18 protein-coding genes are annotated in these 16,787 nt (G+C 71.5%); 8 read left to right on the top strand and 10 right to left on the bottom strand.

The features are described 5' to 3' along the window. Window positions 1-29: 29 nt before the first annotated feature. On the bottom strand, window positions 30-677 hold the full coding sequence (locus ACZ5VC_RS29395; protein ID WP_469123014.1) for a TetR/AcrR family transcriptional regulator: 648 nt from the start codon (window positions 675-677) through the stop codon (window positions 30-32). Between the two features lie 120 nt (window positions 678-797). Between ACZ5VC_RS29395 and ACZ5VC_RS29390 the strand changes: the two genes are divergently transcribed. From ACZ5VC_RS29390 to ACZ5VC_RS29380, 3 genes are all read left to right on the top strand, one after another. Continuing rightward, on the top strand, window positions 798-1,949 hold the full coding sequence (locus tag ACZ5VC_RS29390) for an acyl-CoA dehydrogenase family protein (RefSeq protein WP_469123013.1): 1,152 nt from the start codon (window positions 798-800) through the stop codon (window positions 1,947-1,949). A 73-nt stretch (window positions 1,950-2,022) separates the two neighbouring features. Beyond that, on the top strand, window positions 2,023-2,310 hold the full coding sequence (locus ACZ5VC_RS29385; protein ID WP_469123012.1) for a YiaA/YiaB family inner membrane protein: 288 nt from the start codon (window positions 2,023-2,025) through the stop codon (window positions 2,308-2,310). Window positions 2,311-2,381: 71 nt separating this feature from the next. After that, entirely contained in the window at window positions 2,382-3,005 is a 624-nt protein-coding gene (locus ACZ5VC_RS29380) for a TetR/AcrR family transcriptional regulator (protein WP_469123011.1), read from the top strand. A gap of 44 nt (window positions 3,006-3,049) precedes the next feature. Here the strand turns inward: ACZ5VC_RS29380 and ACZ5VC_RS29375 are convergent, their stop codons facing one another. Next, window positions 3,050-3,511, bottom strand: coding sequence for a MaoC family dehydratase (locus tag ACZ5VC_RS29375; protein ID WP_469123010.1), 462 nt, complete (start codon window positions 3,509-3,511; stop codon window positions 3,050-3,052). Window positions 3,512-3,632: 121 nt separating this feature from the next. On the opposite strand from ACZ5VC_RS29375, the gene soxR reads away from it, so the two are divergent. Next, entirely contained in the window at window positions 3,633-4,103 is a 471-nt protein-coding gene (gene soxR, locus ACZ5VC_RS29370; protein WP_469123009.1) for a redox-sensitive transcriptional activator SoxR, read from the top strand. Window positions 4,104-4,179: 76 nt separating this feature from the next. On the opposite strand, the gene ACZ5VC_RS29365 is transcribed toward soxR, so the two are convergent. The 6 genes from ACZ5VC_RS29365 to ACZ5VC_RS29340 all read right to left on the bottom strand — a co-directional run bounded on the left by ACZ5VC_RS29365 (window position 4,180) and on the right by ACZ5VC_RS29340 (window position 11,057). After that, window positions 4,180-5,259: an RNA ligase (ATP) gene (locus ACZ5VC_RS29365; RefSeq protein ID WP_469123008.1), complete on the bottom strand. Its 1,080-nt coding sequence runs from the start codon at window positions 5,257-5,259 to the stop codon at window positions 4,180-4,182. 66 nt (window positions 5,260-5,325) lie between these two features. After that, complete coding sequence (locus ACZ5VC_RS29360; RefSeq protein WP_469123007.1) at window positions 5,326-6,039, bottom strand: 3-keto-5-aminohexanoate cleavage protein; 714 nt, start codon at window positions 6,037-6,039, stop codon at window positions 5,326-5,328. 88 nt (window positions 6,040-6,127) lie between these two features. Then, on the bottom strand, window positions 6,128-6,757 hold the full coding sequence (locus ACZ5VC_RS29355; protein WP_469123006.1) for a hypothetical protein: 630 nt from the start codon (window positions 6,755-6,757) through the stop codon (window positions 6,128-6,130). 311 nt (window positions 6,758-7,068) lie between these two features. Next, a complete protein-coding gene (locus tag ACZ5VC_RS29350) occupies window positions 7,069-8,334 on the bottom strand; it encodes an alpha/beta fold hydrolase (RefSeq protein WP_469123005.1) in 1,266 nt (421 codons plus the stop codon). Between the two features lie 81 nt (window positions 8,335-8,415). Beyond that, the gene (locus tag ACZ5VC_RS29345) at window positions 8,416-9,732 is read right to left on the bottom strand and encodes an erythromycin esterase family protein (RefSeq protein WP_469123004.1); all 1,317 of its coding nucleotides are present in this window, start codon (window positions 9,730-9,732) and stop codon (window positions 8,416-8,418) included. A 77-nt stretch (window positions 9,733-9,809) separates the two neighbouring features. Further along, window positions 9,810-11,057 carry an exo-beta-N-acetylmuramidase NamZ family protein gene (locus ACZ5VC_RS29340; RefSeq protein ID WP_469123003.1) on the bottom strand — a complete coding sequence of 416 codons (1,248 nt, stop codon included), beginning with the start codon at window positions 11,055-11,057 and terminating at the stop codon, window positions 9,810-9,812. Window positions 11,058-11,237: 180 nt separating this feature from the next. Here ACZ5VC_RS29340 and ACZ5VC_RS29335 point away from each other — a divergent pair, with 180 nt between their 5' ends. The 4 genes from ACZ5VC_RS29335 to ACZ5VC_RS29320 are packed head-to-tail and all read left to right on the top strand — an operon-like array spanning window position 11,238 to window position 14,498. Next, on the top strand, window positions 11,238-12,002 hold the full coding sequence (locus ACZ5VC_RS29335; protein ID WP_469123002.1) for an SDR family oxidoreductase: 765 nt from the start codon (window positions 11,238-11,240) through the stop codon (window positions 12,000-12,002). Beyond that, entirely contained in the window at window positions 11,999-13,654 is a 1,656-nt protein-coding gene (locus ACZ5VC_RS29330; protein ID WP_469123001.1) for a class I adenylate-forming enzyme family protein, read from the top strand. The genes ACZ5VC_RS29335 and ACZ5VC_RS29330 overlap by 4 nt, the downstream gene beginning before the upstream one ends. Window positions 13,655-13,701: 47 nt before the next feature. After that, window positions 13,702-14,295 (top strand): TetR/AcrR family transcriptional regulator, encoded by a 594-nt coding sequence (locus ACZ5VC_RS29325; protein ID WP_469123000.1) that lies wholly within the window; start codon window positions 13,702-13,704, stop codon window positions 14,293-14,295. A 56-nt stretch (window positions 14,296-14,351) separates the two neighbouring features. Beyond that, a complete protein-coding gene (locus ACZ5VC_RS29320) occupies window positions 14,352-14,498 on the top strand; it encodes a hypothetical protein (RefSeq protein WP_468709527.1) in 147 nt (48 codons plus the stop codon). A 21-nt stretch (window positions 14,499-14,519) separates the two neighbouring features. Here the strand turns inward: ACZ5VC_RS29320 and ACZ5VC_RS29315 are convergent, their stop codons facing one another. Continuing rightward, a complete protein-coding gene (locus ACZ5VC_RS29315; RefSeq protein ID WP_469122999.1) occupies window positions 14,520-15,734 on the bottom strand; it encodes an acyl-CoA dehydrogenase family protein in 1,215 nt (404 codons plus the stop codon). Window positions 15,735-15,742: 8 nt separating this feature from the next. After that, window positions 15,743-16,765 (bottom strand): phosphotransferase family protein, encoded by a 1,023-nt coding sequence (locus ACZ5VC_RS29310; RefSeq protein ID WP_469122998.1) that lies wholly within the window; start codon window positions 16,763-16,765, stop codon window positions 15,743-15,745. Between the last annotated feature and the right edge of the window lie 22 nt (window positions 16,766-16,787).

Below are 16,787 nucleotides of genomic sequence, written 5' to 3'. Positions count from 1 at the left end.
ACGGACAGTTCGGCCCTGGCCGAAGCGTGCTACCGGGGGCGCGCGGCCGTCTCGTACTGCACGGCCAGCCCGTCGATCAACGCCCGCAGCCCCGTCTCGAAGGCTCCTTCGTCGACCTTCTGGCGGCGGTCGGCGAGCAGGTGCGCCTGCCCGAGGTGCGGATAGTCGGCCGGATCGTAGGCCGATTCGTCGTCCACGAAGCCCTCGGCGAAGGAGCCGAGGGCCGAGCCGGTGATGAAGTACCGCATCAGCGCGCCGATGTAGGTGGCCTGGGCGGCCGGCCATCCCGCGCGGACCATCGCGCCGAACACCGCGTCCGCCACCCGCAGGCCGGCCGGCCTGCGCCCGGGGCCCCGGGCGAGGACGGGAACGATGTTGGGGTGGTCGGTGAGGGCGGCCCGGTAGGAGACGGCCCAGTCGTGCAGCGCGGTGCGCCAGTCCCGGCCGTCGTCCTCCTCGAACATCGACAGATCGACCTGCGCGCTGACGGCGTCGGCGACCGCCTCGAGGATCTCGTCCTTCGTGCGGAAGTGGTTGTACAGGGAGGGCCCGCTCACGCCCAGTTCGGCGGCGAGCCGCCGCGTCGAGACGGCGTCGAGGCCCTCGGAGTCCACGAGCGCGGCTGCCGCCAGGACGATGCGGTCTCTGCTGAGGAGGGGCTTGCGCGGTCGGGCCATGGCGCACATAGTAGGGCCTGCGCAGCAGAAACTAGCAGTGCTAATTAAAACGAACCCGGAGTGGTCCCGGCAGTGGTCCGGGAGTGACTCCGGAGCGATCCCGGAGTGAGGTGTCGGCCGATGAACCTGGAGCTGAGCGAGGAGCAGGCCGCCGTACGGCAGCTCGCCGAGGACTTCGTCGCCCGCGAGGTCACCCCCCATGCCGTGGCGTGGGACCGCGCCGAGAACGTCGACAAGTCGATCGTGAAGAAGCTCGGCGCGCTGGGCTTCCTCGGGCTCACCGTTCCCGAGGAGTACGGCGGCTCCGGCGGCGACCATCTCGCGTACTGCCTGGTCACCGAGGAGCTCGGCCGCGGCGACTCCTCGGTGCGCGGGATCGTCTCCGTCTCCCTCGGCCTGGTCGCGAAGACCATCGCCACCTGGGGTGACGAGGACCAGAAGCGCGCCTGGCTGCCCCGGCTCACCGCCGGTGAGGCCATCGGCTGCTTCGGGCTGACCGAACCGGGCACCGGCTCCGACGCGGGCAACCTCACCACCAGGGCCGTGCGGGACGGCGGCGACTGGGTGATCAACGGCTCGAAGATGTTCATCACCAACGGCACCTGGGCCGATGTCGTGCTGCTCTTCGCCCGCACCAACGGCACGCCCGGTCACAAGGGCATCTCCGCCTTCCTCGTCCCCACTGACACGCCGGGCCTCGCCCGCCGCACCATCCACGGCAAGCTCGGCCTGCGCGGCCAGGCCACCGCCGAACTGGTCCTGGAGGACGTACGGGTCCCCGCGTCGGCGCTGATCGGCCCCGAGGGCAAGGGCTTCTCGCTGGCGATGTCCGCGCTCGCCAAGGGGAGGATGTCGGTCGCCGCGGGTTGCGTCGGCATCGCCCAGGCCGCCCTGGACGCCGCCGTGCGCTACGCGGGCGAGCGCGAGCAGTTCGGCAGGTCCATCGCCCACTACCAGCTGGTCCAGGAGCTGATCAGCGACATCGCCGTCGACGTGGACGCGGCGCGGCTGCTCACCTGGCGGGTCGCCGATCTTGTCGACCGCGGCCGGGAGTTCGCCACCGCCGCCTCCAAGGCGAAGCTCTTCGCCTCCGAGGCCGCCGTGCGCTCGGCCAACAACGCCCTGCAGGTCTTCGGGGGTTACGGCTACATCGACGAGTACCCGGCCGGCAAGCTGCTGCGCGACGCACGCGTGATGACCCTCTACGAAGGCACCAGCCAGATCCAGAAGCTCATCATCGGCCGCGCGCTGACCGGGGTTTCGGCATTCTGAGCCCCCGACGTGAGTACGGGAGTGAGTATGTGGGCGGATACGGCCGCCGGCGTACGTCCCCGATGCTGTCCTCATGAGTGACACACCGGTCAAGCAGCAGAACACGGCGGCCTACTACGGGCAGGCCGTCGCCTCCTTCGCCCTCGCGATGGGAGCGGTCTCCGTCGGCATCTTCAATCTGGAGGCCGACGTCTGGGTACGGGCCTTCCTCGCGATCGCGGTCCTCTATCTGACGACCTCCGCCTTCACCCTCGCCAAGGTCGTCCGCGACCGCCAGGAGGCCGGGCAGATCGTCAGCCGGGTGGACCAGGCCCGGCTGGAGAAGCTCCTCGCCGACCATGATCCGTTCCAGAAGCTCTAAGCGCTTGCTCACCGTCGTTGTATGGTGTTCGTCCTGCTGGACCCGAGGATGGACCTGAGAAGGGGCGAACGATGACTGCGGCGGAGGAGACCACCGGCGAGGACGCGCCGTGGGGCGAGGTGGCCCCCGAGGCGGCCAGGAAGCTGCTGGTCGCCGCCGTAGAGGCGTTCGCGGAGCGCGGCTACCACGCCACCACCACCCGTGACATCGCGGGCCGGGCCGGTATGAGCCCCGCCGCGCTCTACATCCACTACAAGACCAAGGAAGAGCTGCTCCACCGGATCAGCCGGATCGGCCACGACAAGGCCCTGGAGATCCTGGAGGGGGCGGCGAACAGCGACGGGACCGCGGCCGACCGGCTCTCCGCCGCCGTACGGTCCTTCGTTCGCTGGCACGCCGGGCGCCACGCCACCGCGCGGGTCGTCCAGTACGAACTCGACGCCCTCGGCGACGAGCACCGCACCGAGATCATGGAGCTGCGCCGCAAGAGCGACGCGGTGGTCCGCCGCATCCTCAACGAGGGAGTGGCGGCGGGCGAGTTCGACGTGCCGGACGTGCCGGGCACCACGGTCGCCGTGCTCTCGCTCTGCATCGACGTGGCGCGCTGGTTCAACGTGGAGGGGCGCCGGACGCCGGACGAGGTCGGCGCGTTCTACGCCGACCTCGTCCTGAGAATGGTCGCGGCCCAGAAGTAGCCGCCCGCGCTGGAGCCGGCGGGCCCCGGAAGGGGCGGCGGCCGTCAGAAGAAGTAGCGGGAGACCGACTCGGCGACGCACACCGGCTTGTCGCCGCCCTCGCGCTCCACCGTGACCAGCGCGGTCACCTGGACGCCGCCGCCCGCCTCCTCCACCGACTGGAGCACGGCGGAGGCGCGCAGCCGCGATCCGACCGGCACGGGGGAGGGGAAGCGCACCTTGTTGGTGCCGTAGTTGAGGCCCATCTTCATGCCCTCGACCCGCAGGATCTGCGGCACCAGCGTCGGCAGCAGCGAGAGCGTCAGATAGCCGTGCGCGATGGTCGTCCCGAAGGGTCCGCCCGCCGCGCGCTCGGGATCCACATGGATCCACTGATGATCGCCGGTGGCGTCCGCGAACAGATCGATCCGCTTCTGATCGATCTCCAGCCACTCGCTGTGGCCCAACTGCTCACCGACTCCGGCGCGCAGCTCCTCGGCGGAGGTGAAGATCCTCGGCTCTGCCATGTCCCTGTTCCCTGCCTCTCGCACACCCTGGGCGACTCGCGCCCCGCTCATGTCTAAGCGCTTGCTCAGCATGTTGGGTGGGCGTGCTGTCTGTCAACGGGCGCCCAGTAGGGTTCGAGGAGTGCCGCAGATTCCAGAGAAGATCCACGAGCTCACGGTCGGCCAGCTGTCCGCACGCAGCGGCGCGGCCGTGTCCGCCCTGCATTTCTACGAGTCCAAGGGGCTGATCAGCAGCCGCCGGACCAGTGGCAACCAGCGCCGCTACGGCCGTGACGCGCTGCGCCGGGTCGCGTTCGTCCGCGCGGCGCAGCGGGTGGGCATCCCGCTGGCGACGATCAGGAACGCCCTCGCCGAGCTCCCCGAGGAGCGCACCCCGACCCGGGACGACTGGGCGAAGCTCTCCCAGGCCTGGCGCTCGGAGCTGGACGAACGCATCAAACAGCTCGGCCGGCTGCGCGACCATCTGACCGACTGCATCGGCTGCGGCTGTCTGTCGCTGGAGACCTGCGTCCTGTCCAACCCGGACGATGTGTTCGGCGAGCGCCTGACCGGATCGCGGCTGCTGCCGGAGAGGCCCGCCGCGAAGAAGTGAGCGGGGGCCCGCCACCCCCGTGGGCGGACCCCCTGTCCATGGCCGGTGCCGGCGGCGCGCCGCTCCGGCGGGCCGGCTACTCGTACTCCGTGCCGCCCTTGCGGGTCAGATACGCCGGGCTGACCGCCTTCGCGATCGCCCTGCCGCCCACCACCGGGCTGTACCGCTCGGTGGCGGGGCGTATCACGACCCCCTCGCGCAGATGCAGCTCGCGCCCGGACACGGTCTCCCGCCCGCTCGCCAGCTCCAGCACCTTCGCGACGTCGTACGGCCCCGAGTACAGCCGGGGCACCAGCGGCAGCGCGCCGTCCTCCAGCAGCGTCGTCAGTTCGGCCGAGTCCAGCCAGCGGACCTGGCCGTCGATCTCGGCCGACACGTCGAAGGCGGCGTAACCCAGCGTCTCCCGGCGGCCGTCGGCGCCGTACGCCAGGTCCTGCACCCCCGCGCCGTACACCTCACCGAAGACGCCGACCCGGGTGGCGCCGAGACGCTCGGCGAGGGCGGCGGCGACCTCGGGGGCACCATGGCCGCGGACCGCCCGCCAGTACAGGTTGCGCGGGTCCTCGGTCAGCGCCAGCCCCTTCGAGCCGAAGCCCTTCGAGGACACGTACACCCGGGCGCCGTCCGCGACGTACGTCATCAGGCAGGCCGATCCGTGCAGCTTCTCCGTCAGCACGACGGGCTCGCCCGGCTCGAAGATCCCGGGGTAGCGCTGCACGTTCTCGATGTCCACCCACGGCAGCAGCTCGGGTGCGGACTCGACCTCCCCGCTCATCGTCGGCGGTATCGGCGGTACCCACTTCGTGATGCCCAGGAGCTCGGCGAAGTCGGTGCCCTCGGCCGCCGCCCGCTTCAGGTCGACATCGGCGAGAGCCTTGGGCCGGCAGACGATGCCCTGCGACAACTCGCCCCGCAGCCGTACCGCCTTGACCCGGTCGGACGCTCCGCCGGCCAGCCGCCCGGTCAGCCCCAGCTCGTCGACCAGGGCCAGGGGAAGGACGGCCTGCTCGGGAATGTAGACGGCCGCTTCGCCACTGCGATAGGCGCCCTTGGCGACGACCGCCCGGTACAGGCCCACCTGGGCCAGTTCGAGCGCGTCGGCGTTGGGGTGCTCGTGGACGGTCAGCAATTCGGCTGTGACGCGCAGCGTCGACATGTCAGGCTCCTCGGTCGTGTCTCATCGCCCCTACTCTGCGGACGAGAATGGGGTGGAGCCATCGATTTAACGCCTGGTAATGTCGCGCGCCGCCGCCACCAACTCGGCGTTGGACAGGGCGCATCGGCCGTCCGGGAGGACCAGGACGTCCTCCAGTCCCACCCTGGTGGCCAGACCGAGGTGCCGGGCCAGCCGCAGCACCGGCCAGGCGCCGCCCTCCTCGCCGTGCAGCAGCACCGGTATCCCGTGCGCGGGCCTCAGGGCGGCGAGCAGGGCCCGGGCCGAGGCCTCCGCGGTCCCGGCGTCCCTGTCCGTGACCTCCGCGAGCACCCGCACCACCCGGGGCCCCAGGGAGGAGCGCAGAAAACGCTCGGCCCCCTCCGTCCCCGACCAGATGCCCGCCTCCACGCCGACGCCGCACTCCAGCAGCGCCGCCGCGACCTCCTCGGCCCCCGGCTCATGCCAGTTGACCGACGCGTGGTCGGGCAGCACGGTCCAGGAGCGGACGCGCTCCACGCGACGCACCGGATCGGGCTCGGCCCACGCCCCCGTGGTCACCCCGACGGGCACCTGCACCGCGCTCCGTATCGCCGTGAGCACCTCCGCCACCACCCGCGGGGAGAGTGTGTCGTCACCGCACGGCGTCTTCGGGTGGACATGCACATCGACGGCACCGGCGGCGACCGCTTCCGCGGCCGACCGGGCCAGCTCCTTCGGAGACAGGGGCACGGCGGCCGAATCGGCCGCCCCGCGGCTCCCGTTGAGACAGACCTGAATCATGGAACCGATGGTGCCAGGGGCCACTGACAAGGCGAGGCGCGCCGACGCCGGGCATTCCGCCCCACGTCGCCCCCGCGCACGCCCCGGCTCATGCCACGGAAGCCAGCTCCTTGCGCAGGGACAGCCGTCCGCGCGGCCCGCGCTTCGCGACCGCGAGCGCCCGGGACGACAGCACCGGCTGGGGCACCACCACCCCGCAGCCCGTGCAGACCGGGCCGAACCACGGTTCCTGCGACAAGTCCGGCCGCCAGACGATCCGGTCGCCGGCGCACACCGGGCAGTGATCCCCGGGTCCGGACCCCAGCGCGGCGATCAGCCGTCGGAGCACCTCGTCGAGAGGCTCCGACGGATGGACGTCCGGGTCGTCGCACCGCAGGATCCCACGGCCGCCCCAGGTGCGCCGGTGCCAGTCGTCGAAGACCCCGGGGCGCCGCAACCCGTCGTGCTTCTCGCGCTTGCGCCGCTTCGCGAAGTCCACCTCGTACGCGAGCCAGATCCTCCGTGCCTCTTCCAGTTCGTCGAGCGCGGCCACCAGCCGCGCCGGATCGGGCCCCCTGTCCTCCGGGTCGAACCTGTGCCGTCCGCACAGATGGTTCCAGGTCGCCCGGTGCCCATAAGGGGCGAACCTCTCCAGGCACTTGCGGAGCGAATACCTCCGCAGCGCCAGGTCGGACCTCGGATCGCGGACCTGTCTCGCAAGACTCCGGAAACCGGCCATCGCACTGCCACCTCCGTCGCTGGTACTTCGGCGTCAAGGAATGGACGTACGACTACCCGATCCGGCTCCATCGAAAATCCGATGGGCCCCATAAGAGCCAAGGACGGCTTGTTGTGGTGATTCGGGAGGCGTGCGGCGACGAGGTCCACGCCCGTCGGCTCCTCGGTTCTCTCCCCGCGCACGGCTCTGACCGGCTCGGACGGGACGCCGCGCCCGTAGGCGGCCACGGCGGGCCCGCCGACGGCAAGTTGACCGAATTCCTCAGCGACGCCTCCTCAGCGACGCCTCCTTCCCGTGCGAGGTCCCAGGTCTCACCGGCCGATCCGGCCCGCCGCGATCACCACCCGGGCCAGTTCCGCGTGGCAGATGTCGCTGTGCGCGCCCGCCGGGGGCCCGCCGCGCCGGACCACCGACGCCGCGTCGATGTTCACGCAGCCCGCTCCCGGGATCCCGTCCCGCAGCGCCGCCTCCAGGGTCAGCGCCGCCGTCCCGGCCACGGCCTGGATGCCGCCGTGCCCCACCGCCCACCACCGCTTGTCGAGCCCCACCACGCTCGAGGAGTCCCGGGCCAGCCGGGACGCCAGCGGATAGATCACGCCGAGCGCGGTGTCATGGCGCGAATAGCAGGCGACGACCGGCCCGTCGACCCGTCGCTGCATGTCCCGCAGCGCCCCGCTCTGCCGCACGGCGTGCGGCAGACTCGGCGCGAACGCGTAATGAGAGAAGGCGCCCTGCAGCAGCGTCAGTGACTTGACGTTCCGTACCCCGTCGGGCAGTCCGCGCAGGGCGAACGCCATCAGACGCGCACCCATGCTGTGCCCCACCAGATGGATCCGCAGCGCGGGCGACGAGCGGGACAGCGACCCGAGGGCCGGCCCGAGCCCCCGCTCCCCGACGGTGCCCGCCCGGCGTTTCATCGTGTAGTAGGTGGCCTGCCGCAGCGCCTCCTTGGCCCCCTTCCAGAGCCGGTTCACCCCGCCGCCGAACAGCTCCTGCCCACCCCCGCCCATCGATGCCAGCGCCTGGGCGAACGCGTCGCAGATCTCCACCGGGTCCCCCCGGAGGAAATCCGGCGCCTCCTCAGCCGCGATCAGCCCCGGGGTGCCCTCCGTCCCGGTGAACTCCCGCAGCAGGGCGCCGAACTCGGAGAACGCCGCCTCGCCCCCGGGCTGCTCGTCCAGCAGCTGCGCCAGCCGTTCGACGACCGCCGCCCGCTCCGGGAACAGCGCGAGCAGTGCCGCCCGGGTCGCCGCGTCGAGCCCCGGCCCGCCCTGCGCGTCCGGCGCCGCCCCGTGCTCGAAGTCGGGGACCGGCTCGTCCGCGAACATCATCGAGGGCCACACCACCCCCGCGTACCCGACCCGCACCCCGGGCGCTTTCCCGATCGCGTCCGGGAAGGGTGCGAAGAAGCTCCGGTACAACCGGGTCGCCACGGAACGGGAGCTGTTCCACCCGTGGGCGAACATCACCAGATCCGTGACCCCGAGGCGCCCCAGCGCGTCCCGCTGCGCCGCGTCGACGTCTCCGTCCTTGTCGAAGGTGATCTCCTGATACGGCTCCGCACCCGCGTTGGCCATGGGCCCGTCCCTCCGCGTCGAGGATCGCTGTGCGCTCAGCATCCTGCGGCGGCGGAGGGACGGCCAGACCTGCGACGACCCCTACAGGAGCCCGGCCGCGGACACCCGGTGGAAGTGGATGAGGAGGTCGTAGGAGGTGGCGAGGCGGATCGGTGCCTCGTCGCCGTCCCAGGGGTACGCGGTGCCGATCGACCGGGTCGGGCGGAACTCGCCCAGCCACCCGCGCGCGGGCCCGCGGGCGGTCCGCAGATCGAGGTAGTAGTCGCGCGGCGACACCCGCTCCAGCGTGTGCTCGTTGCTGCCCTCGGGCATCGGGCCGACAGTGAACTTCCTGATGGGCTCGTCCGGTTCACGGGTGTCGCTGGCGTTGAGCGATCCCTGCCCGAAGGTGGCACCCACGCTCACGTAGTCGCTCCCGAGCGCGTCCCGCATGAAAGCACCCTGCAGGCGCGGGTACTGAAGCGGCGCGTTCGTCTCGTAGCCCACGTGACCGTTGTGCGCCGACAGCAGCATCCGGTGCCCGGTCCGCCGCTGCCACCACACCGTGTTCTCGGCCATGGTCCGGTCGCGGTAGAGCATCGCGTCGTCGACCTCGTCGCCGAGGATGTCGTACGCGTACTCCGTGCCGACCTGGGCGATGGCGCGGGCGTGCTGGACCATCCAGGCGTGCCGCTCGCGGTCCGGTCCCGGCCGCTGCCGCTCCAGGAGGGCGAGGGCCTGGTTCACCTCGGCGGCCATCCGCCGGCGCTCCTCGTGCGGCTTGGTCAGATAGGCCTTCATCCACGCGTCGGTGCCGGTCGTCGGACGCGACGCCCGGTACAGCTCGCGGAAGCGCGGCAACAGCTCCGGGTACCGGTCGGCCACATAGCCGGTGACCGTGTCGAACAGCCGCGGTCCCGCGTGGCCGACGTCGTTGCCCATGAAGCGCACGGGGTGGCCGGGGTGCCGCAGATTGTGCTGCCGCATCCAGCCGATCAGATCGAGGTACTCCTCGTTGTTCCAGAACCGGTAGGCGTTCTGGAACTCGTCCCGCATGATCTGCCGGGGGTCCCCCTTGCCCGTTCGTACGTACGCGTCGACGAGCAGGCCCGAACTCCAGCTCGTCTCCAGGGCGAAGGTGGTGAACCCCTTCCTCTCGACGAGGTACTCGAAGATCCGGTGCTTGGTGGTGAAGAACTCCGACGAGCTGTGCGTCGCCTCGCCGATCCCGACGACCTTCGCCGGGCCGATCATCCGGCCCAGCGGCCGCAGATCCTCCAGCGGGCGGGCGGTACGGGCGAGTTCCCGGGCGGGGTCGGAGGCTCGCTCCTGCGCCCGCGCCGCGGGGACCAGCGCCCCCAGGCACAGAGTGAGGAGCAGCCCCACCACCGGTAACCGATGTCGTAGTGATGTGTGCATGGACCAAGGGTGTCGCCGGCCGGCGACCGGCGGCCATCCAGCCCACACCCCTGTGCGCACGGGGGACTGCCCCCGTGTCAGCGGTACACCAAGTACCCCTCCCGCAGGGCCCGGAAGACGGCCAGGTCCGCCGCCCAGGCCCCCACCACCTCGTCCGTGTCCGCGCCCGCGTCGATCAGCGTGCGCACCCGCGCCGAGCCCGTCAGCTTGTCGATCCAGTTGTCGGGCCGCCAGGCGAAGCCGCTCCAGGACTGCTTGGCCGACACCAGGAGCCCGACTCCGGTGCGTACCGGATCGAACGCCTCCCGGTCGTGCACATGGAGCTGGACCCCGCCGACCGTCCTGCCCTGGAACTTGGAGAACACCGGCGCGAAGTACGCCTCACGGAAACGCACTCCGGGAAGCCCGAGGGCGTTCGCCGTCTGCGCCCAGCGCCGGTCGATCCCCTCCGCGCCGAGAAGCTCGAAGGGCCGGGTCGTGCCGCGCCCCTCCGAGAGGTTCGTCCCCTCGAAGAGACAGGTGCCCGCGTACACCAGCGCCGTCTCCGGGGTGGGCATGTTGGGGCTCGGCGGCACCCAGGGCAGCCCGGTGGCGTCGTAGAAGTCCCCGCGCCGCCACCCGGTCATGCGGACCGTCTCCAGCTCCACCGGCTTCGCCAGGAACTCGCCGTTGAAAAGGCGCGCCAGCTCGGTCACCGTCATCCCGTGGGCCTGCGCGATCGGTTCGCGGCCCACGAAGGTCGCGAACGCCCGGTCCAGGACCGGCCCCAGCGCCGCCCGTCCGGTGACCGGATTGGGCCGGTCAAGGACCACGAAACGCTTCCCGGCCAGTGCCGCGGCCACCATGCAGTCGTAAAGGGTCCAGATGTACGTGTAGAAGCGCGCGCCCACGTCCTGGATGTCGAAGACGACCGTCTGGACGCCCGACGCCGTGAAGACGTCCGCGAGGGCCTGCCCGCTCTTCAGATACGTGTCGTAGACCGGCAGCCCGGTCGCGGGGTCGTCGTACCGTCCCTCCGACCCGCCCGCCTGCGCCGTTCCCCGGAATCCGTGCTCTGGACCGAACACGGCCACCAGGTCCACCCGCTCGTCGGCGTGCATCACGTCGACGATGTGCCGCACCCCCGTGGTGACCGCGATCCCGGTCGGATTGGTGACCACGCCGACCCGCTGTCCGGTCAGCGCGGCATAGCCGTCGGCGGCAAGCCGGTCGAAACCGGTGCGCACCCGGCCGCGCGACCCGCCGTGGGCAGTCGCGGGCGGGGCCGCGGCGGCGGCCACACCCACCCCTCCGGCGGCCAGCAGGCCTCGTCTGGACAGGCTCATCGGGATACCTCCGGACTCATCGGACCTCCTTGATCGCCCTGCCTGACACGGCCACGCACGCTAGCGCGCACCGGGCCGCCGGGGAACGAGCCCGGCACGGTGGTTCGCCCCGGGCCCTTCCGCGACTACATACCGACTGGTTAGTCTGTCGGCACGGTCACGACGGAGAGGCGGGTTTCGATGAGTTCGGTGCAAGGCGCTGGGGTAGTGGTCACGGGCGCGGGAGGCGGCATCGGAGCCGCGCTCGCCCGCAGGTTCGTGGCGGAGGGCGCGCGGGTCGTCGTCAACGACATCGACCCCGGCCGTACCAAGGCCGTCGCCGACGAGATCGGCGCCACCGCCGTCCCCGGCGACGCCTCGGCCGTCGTCGAGGCGGCCCGCGACGCCCTCGACGGCACCATCGACGTCTACTGCGCCAACGCCGGCCTCGCCTCGCCCGGCGACGCCTTCGCCGACGAGGAGGTCTGGGCCGCCGCCTGGGACGTCAATGTGATGGCCCACGTCCGCGCGGCCCGCGCCCTGCTGCCCGACTGGCTGGAGCGCGGCAGCGGCCGGTTCGTCTCCACCGTCTCCGCGGCCGGCCTGCTCACCATGGTCGGCGCCGCCCCCTACAGCGTCTCCAAGCACGGCGCGTACGCCTTCGCCGAATGGCTCTCGCTCACCTACCGCCACCGGGGCGTCAAGGTCCACGCGATCTGCCCGCAGGGAGTCCGTACGGACATGCTCACCGCCGCCGGATCCGCGGGCGAACTGGTCCTCGCCCCCACCGCCATCGAGCCCGAGGACGTCGCCGACGCCCTCTTCGACGGCATCGAGACCGACCGCTTCCTGATCCTTCCGCATGCCGAGGTCGCGGACTACTACCGGGCCCGGGCAACCGACCCCGAACGCTGGCTGGGCAATATGAACCACCTCCAGCAGAAGTGGGAAGGGACGCACCGGTGACCTCGATCTATGCCGCGAAGCCATGGCTCGCGCAGCTGAGCGACGCCCAGAAGGCGCCGCTCACGCCGCCCGCGAGCGTCGTGCACGCCTTCCGGGCGTCCGCCGCACGCGCCCCCGGACACGCCGCCCTCGCCTACTTCGACGGCAGGCTCACCTACGCCGAGACCGACGCGCTCTCCGACTCGGTCGCCGGGCACCTCGCCGCGCGCGGGGTCGGCCGGGGCGACCGGGTGGCGATCATGCTCCAGAACAGCCCCCATTTCGTCCTCGCGCTCCTCGGGGCCTGGAAGGCCGGCGCCACCGTCGTGCCCCTCAATCCCATGTACAAGTCCGGCGAGGTCGCTCATGTGCTGAAGGACTCCGAGGTCACCGCGCTGATCTGCTCGGACCGCGCCTGGGAGGGCTATCTGCGGGCGACGGCCGCGGCCGCCCCCTCGGTGCGCTTCGCCGTCACCGCCTGCGAGCTCGACCTCCAGACCCGGGACGATCCGCGCGTCCTCGGCTTCGAACGGCTGCCCGCGCCCGGCGACGCCGACGACCTGCTGGCCGTCGCCCGCGCCGGGCACACCGCCCCCGAAGGCCGTGACCCGGCCGGCGACGACATCGCGCTGATCAGTTACACCTCCGGCACCAGCGGCACCCCCAAGGGCGCCATGAACCCGCACGGAGCGATCACCTACAACGCGGAGCGCCAGCGCACCGGCCACCCGATCCCGGAGGGCTCCTGCTACTTCGCGCTCGCGCCGCTCTTCCACATCACGGGCATGGTCTGTGAGCTCGCCGTCTGCTTCGCCAACGCCGGCACCCTCGCCCTCGCCTACCGCTTCGAGGGGGGCGTCGTCCTCGACGCCTTCGCCGAACACCGCCCCGCCTACACGGTCGGCCCCTCCACCGCCTTCATGGCGCTCGCCGCCCACCCCGGCGTCACCCGGGACCACTTCTCCTCCTTCCAGGTCATCTCCTCGGGCGGCGCGCCGGTGCCGCCCGCCCTCGTGGAGAAGTTCCGCGCCGCCCTCGGCCCGTACATACGCAATGGCTACGGACTGACCGAGTGCACCGCGCCCTGTGCCGCCGTACCGCCGGAGAAGGAGGCCCCGGTCGACCCCGGCTCGGGCACCCTCTCCGTCGGCGTCCCGGGACCCGAGACCATCGTCCGGATCGTGGACGAACTGGGCCAGGACGTGCCGTTCGGCGAGCAGGGCGAGATCGCGGTCCGCGGCCCCCAGGTCGTCCCCGGCTACTGGCGCCTGCCCGAGGCCACCGCCCAGGCCTTCCCCGACGGCGAACTGCGCACCGGGGACATCGGCTTCATGGACGCGGACGGCTGGCTCTATGTCGTCGACCGCAAGAAGGACATGATCAACGCCTCCGGGTTCAAGGTCTGGCCCCGCGAGGTCGAGGACGTCCTCTACACCCACCCGGCGGTCCGCGAGGCGGCCGTCGTCGGCATCCCCGACGCGTACCGGGGAGAGAGCGTCAAGGCGTACGTCAGCCTGCGCCCCGGCTACTTGCTGGACCCCGTGGAACTCTCCGCGTACTGCGAGGAGCGGCTCGCCGCGTACAAGTACCCGCGCGAGGTCGAGATCCTGGCGGAACTGCCGAAGACGACAAGTGGGAAGATCCTCAGGCGGGAACTGCGTTCCCGGCCGTAGAGAATGCACACGCGTCACACGATTCACCACACGGAAGGCGGCGGCACATGGCCAGGACGACGGACGGGAGCGGTACCCCCGTCCCCCAGAGGCTGCTGGCCGCCGCCACCCGGCTCTTCGCCGAGCGCGGCTACGACCGCACCTCAGTGCAGGAGATCGTCGAGGCGGCGGGCGTCACCAAGGGAGCGCTCTACCACTACTTCGGCTCCAAGGAAGACCTGCTCCAGGAGGTGTACTCGCGCGTCCTCAGGCTCCAGCAGGAGCGCCTGGACGCCTTCGCGGACGCCGACGCGCCGATCGAGCGGCGGCTGCGCGACGCCGCCGCCGACGTGGTGGTCACCACCATCGAGAACCTCGACGACGCCTCGATCTTCTTCCGCTCGATGCACCACCTGAGCCCGGAGAAGAACAAGCAGGTCCGCGCCGAGCGCCGGTACTACCACGAGCGCTTCCGGGCCCTGATCGAAGAGGGCCAGCGGAGCGGCGTCTTCTCCACGGCCACCCCCGCCGACCTGGTGGTCGACTACCACTTCGGCTCGGTCCACCACCTGTCGACCTGGTACCGCCCGGACGGCCCGCTCACCCCGCAGCAGGTGGCCGACCAGCTCGCGGACCTGCTCCTGAGGGCCCTGCGTCCTTAGCGCCCGTCTCGCGGACCCGGTTGGACCCCGGGCCGGTACGGGTCCACGCTGGAGGCATGGACCGCGTACCGACCCTGTGGGCTGCGGCGTACGGTTCGTACCGGCCGGCCCTGATCCACTTCCTGGCCCGGCGGGTCCTGCGCGTCACGGCGTTCGTGCGGGAGCTCGCGCTCGCCGACCACCGCCCCTTCGCGCAGTACTGACCCGCCGGCTTCAGGGGACTGCTACAGGTACTGCTTCAACTCGCGCCGGGCCAGTGAGCGCTGGTGCACCTCGTCGGGCCCGTCCGCCAGCTTCAGGGTCCGCGCCGAGGCCCACAGCTCGGCGAGCGGGAAGTCCTGGCTCACCCCGCCGGCGCCGTGCAGCTGCACCGCCTTGTCCAGGATGTCGACCACCGCGCGCGGCGTGGCGATCTTGATGGCCTGGATCTCGGTGTGGGCTCCCCGGTTGCCGACCGTGTCCATCAGCCACGCCGTCTTCAGGACCAGCAGCCGCAACTGCTCGACGGTGACGCGGGCGTCCGCGATCCAGTTCTGGACCACACCCTGCTGGGCGATCGGCTTGCCGAAGGCGGTACGGGACACGGCCCTGCGGCACATCAGCTCGATCGCCCGCTCGGCCATGCCGATCAGCCGCATGCAGTGGTGGATCCGGCCCGGTCCGAGGCGGGCCTGGGCGATCGCGAAGCCGCCGCCCTCCTCGCCGATCAGGTTCGACGCCGGGACGCGGACGTCGTCGAAGAACACCTCGGCGTGGCCGCCGTGGGAGTGGTCCTCGTAGCCGTACACCTGCATGGCGCGCCGGACGTCGACGCCGGGGGTGTCCCGGGGCACGAGGATCATCGACTGCTGACGCCGGATGTCCGCACCGTCCGGGTCCGTCTTGCCCATCACGATGAAGATCTTGCAGTCGGGGTTCATGGCCCCCGAGATGTACCACTTGCGGCCGGTGACGACATAGTCGTCGCCGTCCCTGGTGATCCGGGTCTCGATGTTCGTCGCGTCGGACGAGGCGACCTCCGGCTCGGTCATCGCGAACGCCGAGCGGATCTCCCCGGCGAGCAGCGGCTCCAGCCACTGCTTGCGCTGGGCCTCGTCGCCGAACTGCGTCAGTACCTCCATGTTGCCGGTGTCCGGAGCCGCGCAGTTCAGCGCCGTCGGGGCCAGCTGCGGGCTGCGGCCGGTGATTTCGGCGAGCGGCGCGTACTGGAGGTTGGTCAGACCCGCCCCGTACTCCGCGTCCGGCAGGAACAGGTTCCACAGGCCCTGGCGGCGGGCCTCGGCCTTGAGGTCCTCCACCACCTGCGGGGTGTCCCACGGGGAGGCGAGCAGGGCCCGCTGCTCATCGGCGGTCTGCTCGGCCGGGTAGACGTACTCGTCCATGAAGGCGAGCAGCTTCGCCCGCAGTTCCTCGGTGCGGGCGTCGAATGCGAAGTCCATGGGTGGGATCAGCCTTCCTGGAGGGTGGTGAGGCCGTGCTCGATGAAGACGGGGACGAGTTCGCCGATGCGGTCGAAGCCGCCGCCGACGGTCTGGCCGAGGGTGTAGCGGTAGTGGATGCCCTCGAGGATCACGGCGAGCTTGAACCAGGCGAAGGCCGTGTACCAGGAGATGGCGGAGGTGTCGCGGCCGGAGCGGGCGGCGTAGCGCTCGATCAGCTCGGCGGGCGTGGGGTGGCCGGCGGCGGTGGCCGTCGTGCTGATCGGGGAGTCGGGCAGCTCCAGCTTCGCGCTGTACATCACCAGCAGCCCCAGATCGGTGAGCGGATCACCGAGCGTCGACATCTCCCAGTCGAGTACGGCCTTGATGCCGTCGTCCTCGCCGATCAGGACGTTGTCGAGGCGGTAGTCGCCATGGATGACGGTCGGCGAGGGGGAAGCGGGCAGCGCGCGGCCGAGGGAGGCGTGCAGCTCGTCGATGCCGGCGAGTTCGCGGTTGCGTGACGCGTCCAGCTGCTTGCCCCAGCGGCGCAGCTGCCGGTCCAGGAACCCATCGGGCCGGCCGAAGTCACCGAGGCCGACCTCCTGCGGATCCACGGCGTGCAGGTCGACCAGGGTGTCGACGAGCCCGAGGACCGCCGCGCGCGTGCGCTCCGGGCCGAGCGGGGCGAGCTGTTCGGCCGTACGGTACGGAGTGCCGGACACGAACTCCATGACGTAGAACGGCGAACCGAGCACCGACTCGTCCTCGCAGAGGAGCACGGGCCGGGGGACCGGGACCGGCGTGGGGTGCAGCGCGCTGATCACGCGGTGCTCCCGCTTCATGTCGTGGGCGGTCGCCAGGACGTGCCCGAGCGGCGGCCGGCGGACGACCCACTGTCCGGTGCCGTCGCCGACGACGTAGGTGAGGTTCGACCGGCCGCCCTCTATCAGGCGCGCGCTGAGCGGTCCGCTCACCAGCCCCGGGCGCTCGCGGTCGAGAAGGCCGCGCAACTGTTCGGGATCGAGGCCTGGCGGCGGGGTTGAGCTCATGGTGCGCACCTCCGGGGTGACG

Source organism: Streptomyces sp. NPDC033174, from assembly GCF_055577795.1.
The sequence above is the reverse complement of the archived record's forward strand: the minus strand, read 5'-3'. Positions and strand labels throughout refer to the sequence as shown.

Coding starts and splice junctions, on each gene's coding strand:
- ACZ5VC_RS29395 (WP_469123014.1), bottom strand. CDS start 677: ATGGCCCGACCGCGCAAGCCCCTCCTCAGCAGAGACCGCATCGTCCTG.
- ACZ5VC_RS29390 (WP_469123013.1), top strand. CDS start 798: ATGAACCTGGAGCTGAGCGAGGAGCAGGCCGCCGTACGGCAGCTCGCC.
- ACZ5VC_RS29385 (WP_469123012.1), top strand. CDS start 2,023: ATGAGTGACACACCGGTCAAGCAGCAGAACACGGCGGCCTACTACGGG.
- ACZ5VC_RS29380 (WP_469123011.1), top strand. CDS start 2,382: ATGACTGCGGCGGAGGAGACCACCGGCGAGGACGCGCCGTGGGGCGAG.
- ACZ5VC_RS29375 (WP_469123010.1), bottom strand. CDS start 3,511: ATGGCAGAGCCGAGGATCTTCACCTCCGCCGAGGAGCTGCGCGCCGGA.
- ACZ5VC_RS29365 (WP_469123008.1), bottom strand. CDS start 5,259: ATGTCGACGCTGCGCGTCACAGCCGAATTGCTGACCGTCCACGAGCAC.
- ACZ5VC_RS29360 (WP_469123007.1), bottom strand. CDS start 6,039: ATGATTCAGGTCTGTCTCAACGGGAGCCGCGGGGCGGCCGATTCGGCC.
- ACZ5VC_RS29355 (WP_469123006.1), bottom strand. CDS start 6,757: ATGGCCGGTTTCCGGAGTCTTGCGAGACAGGTCCGCGATCCGAGGTCC.
- ACZ5VC_RS29350 (WP_469123005.1), bottom strand. CDS start 8,334: ATGGCCAACGCGGGTGCGGAGCCGTATCAGGAGATCACCTTCGACAAG.
- ACZ5VC_RS29345 (WP_469123004.1), bottom strand. CDS start 9,732: ATGCACACATCACTACGACATCGGTTACCGGTGGTGGGGCTGCTCCTC.
- ACZ5VC_RS29340 (WP_469123003.1), bottom strand. CDS start 11,057: ATGAGCCTGTCCAGACGAGGCCTGCTGGCCGCCGGAGGGGTGGGTGTG.
- ACZ5VC_RS29335 (WP_469123002.1), top strand. CDS start 11,238: ATGAGTTCGGTGCAAGGCGCTGGGGTAGTGGTCACGGGCGCGGGAGGC.
- ACZ5VC_RS29325 (WP_469123000.1), top strand. CDS start 13,702: ATGGCCAGGACGACGGACGGGAGCGGTACCCCCGTCCCCCAGAGGCTG.
- ACZ5VC_RS29320 (WP_468709527.1), top strand. CDS start 14,352: ATGGACCGCGTACCGACCCTGTGGGCTGCGGCGTACGGTTCGTACCGG.
- ACZ5VC_RS29315 (WP_469122999.1), bottom strand. CDS start 15,734: ATGGACTTCGCATTCGACGCCCGCACCGAGGAACTGCGGGCGAAGCTG.
- ACZ5VC_RS29310 (WP_469122998.1), bottom strand. CDS start 16,765: ATGAGCTCAACCCCGCCGCCAGGCCTCGATCCCGAACAGTTGCGCGGC.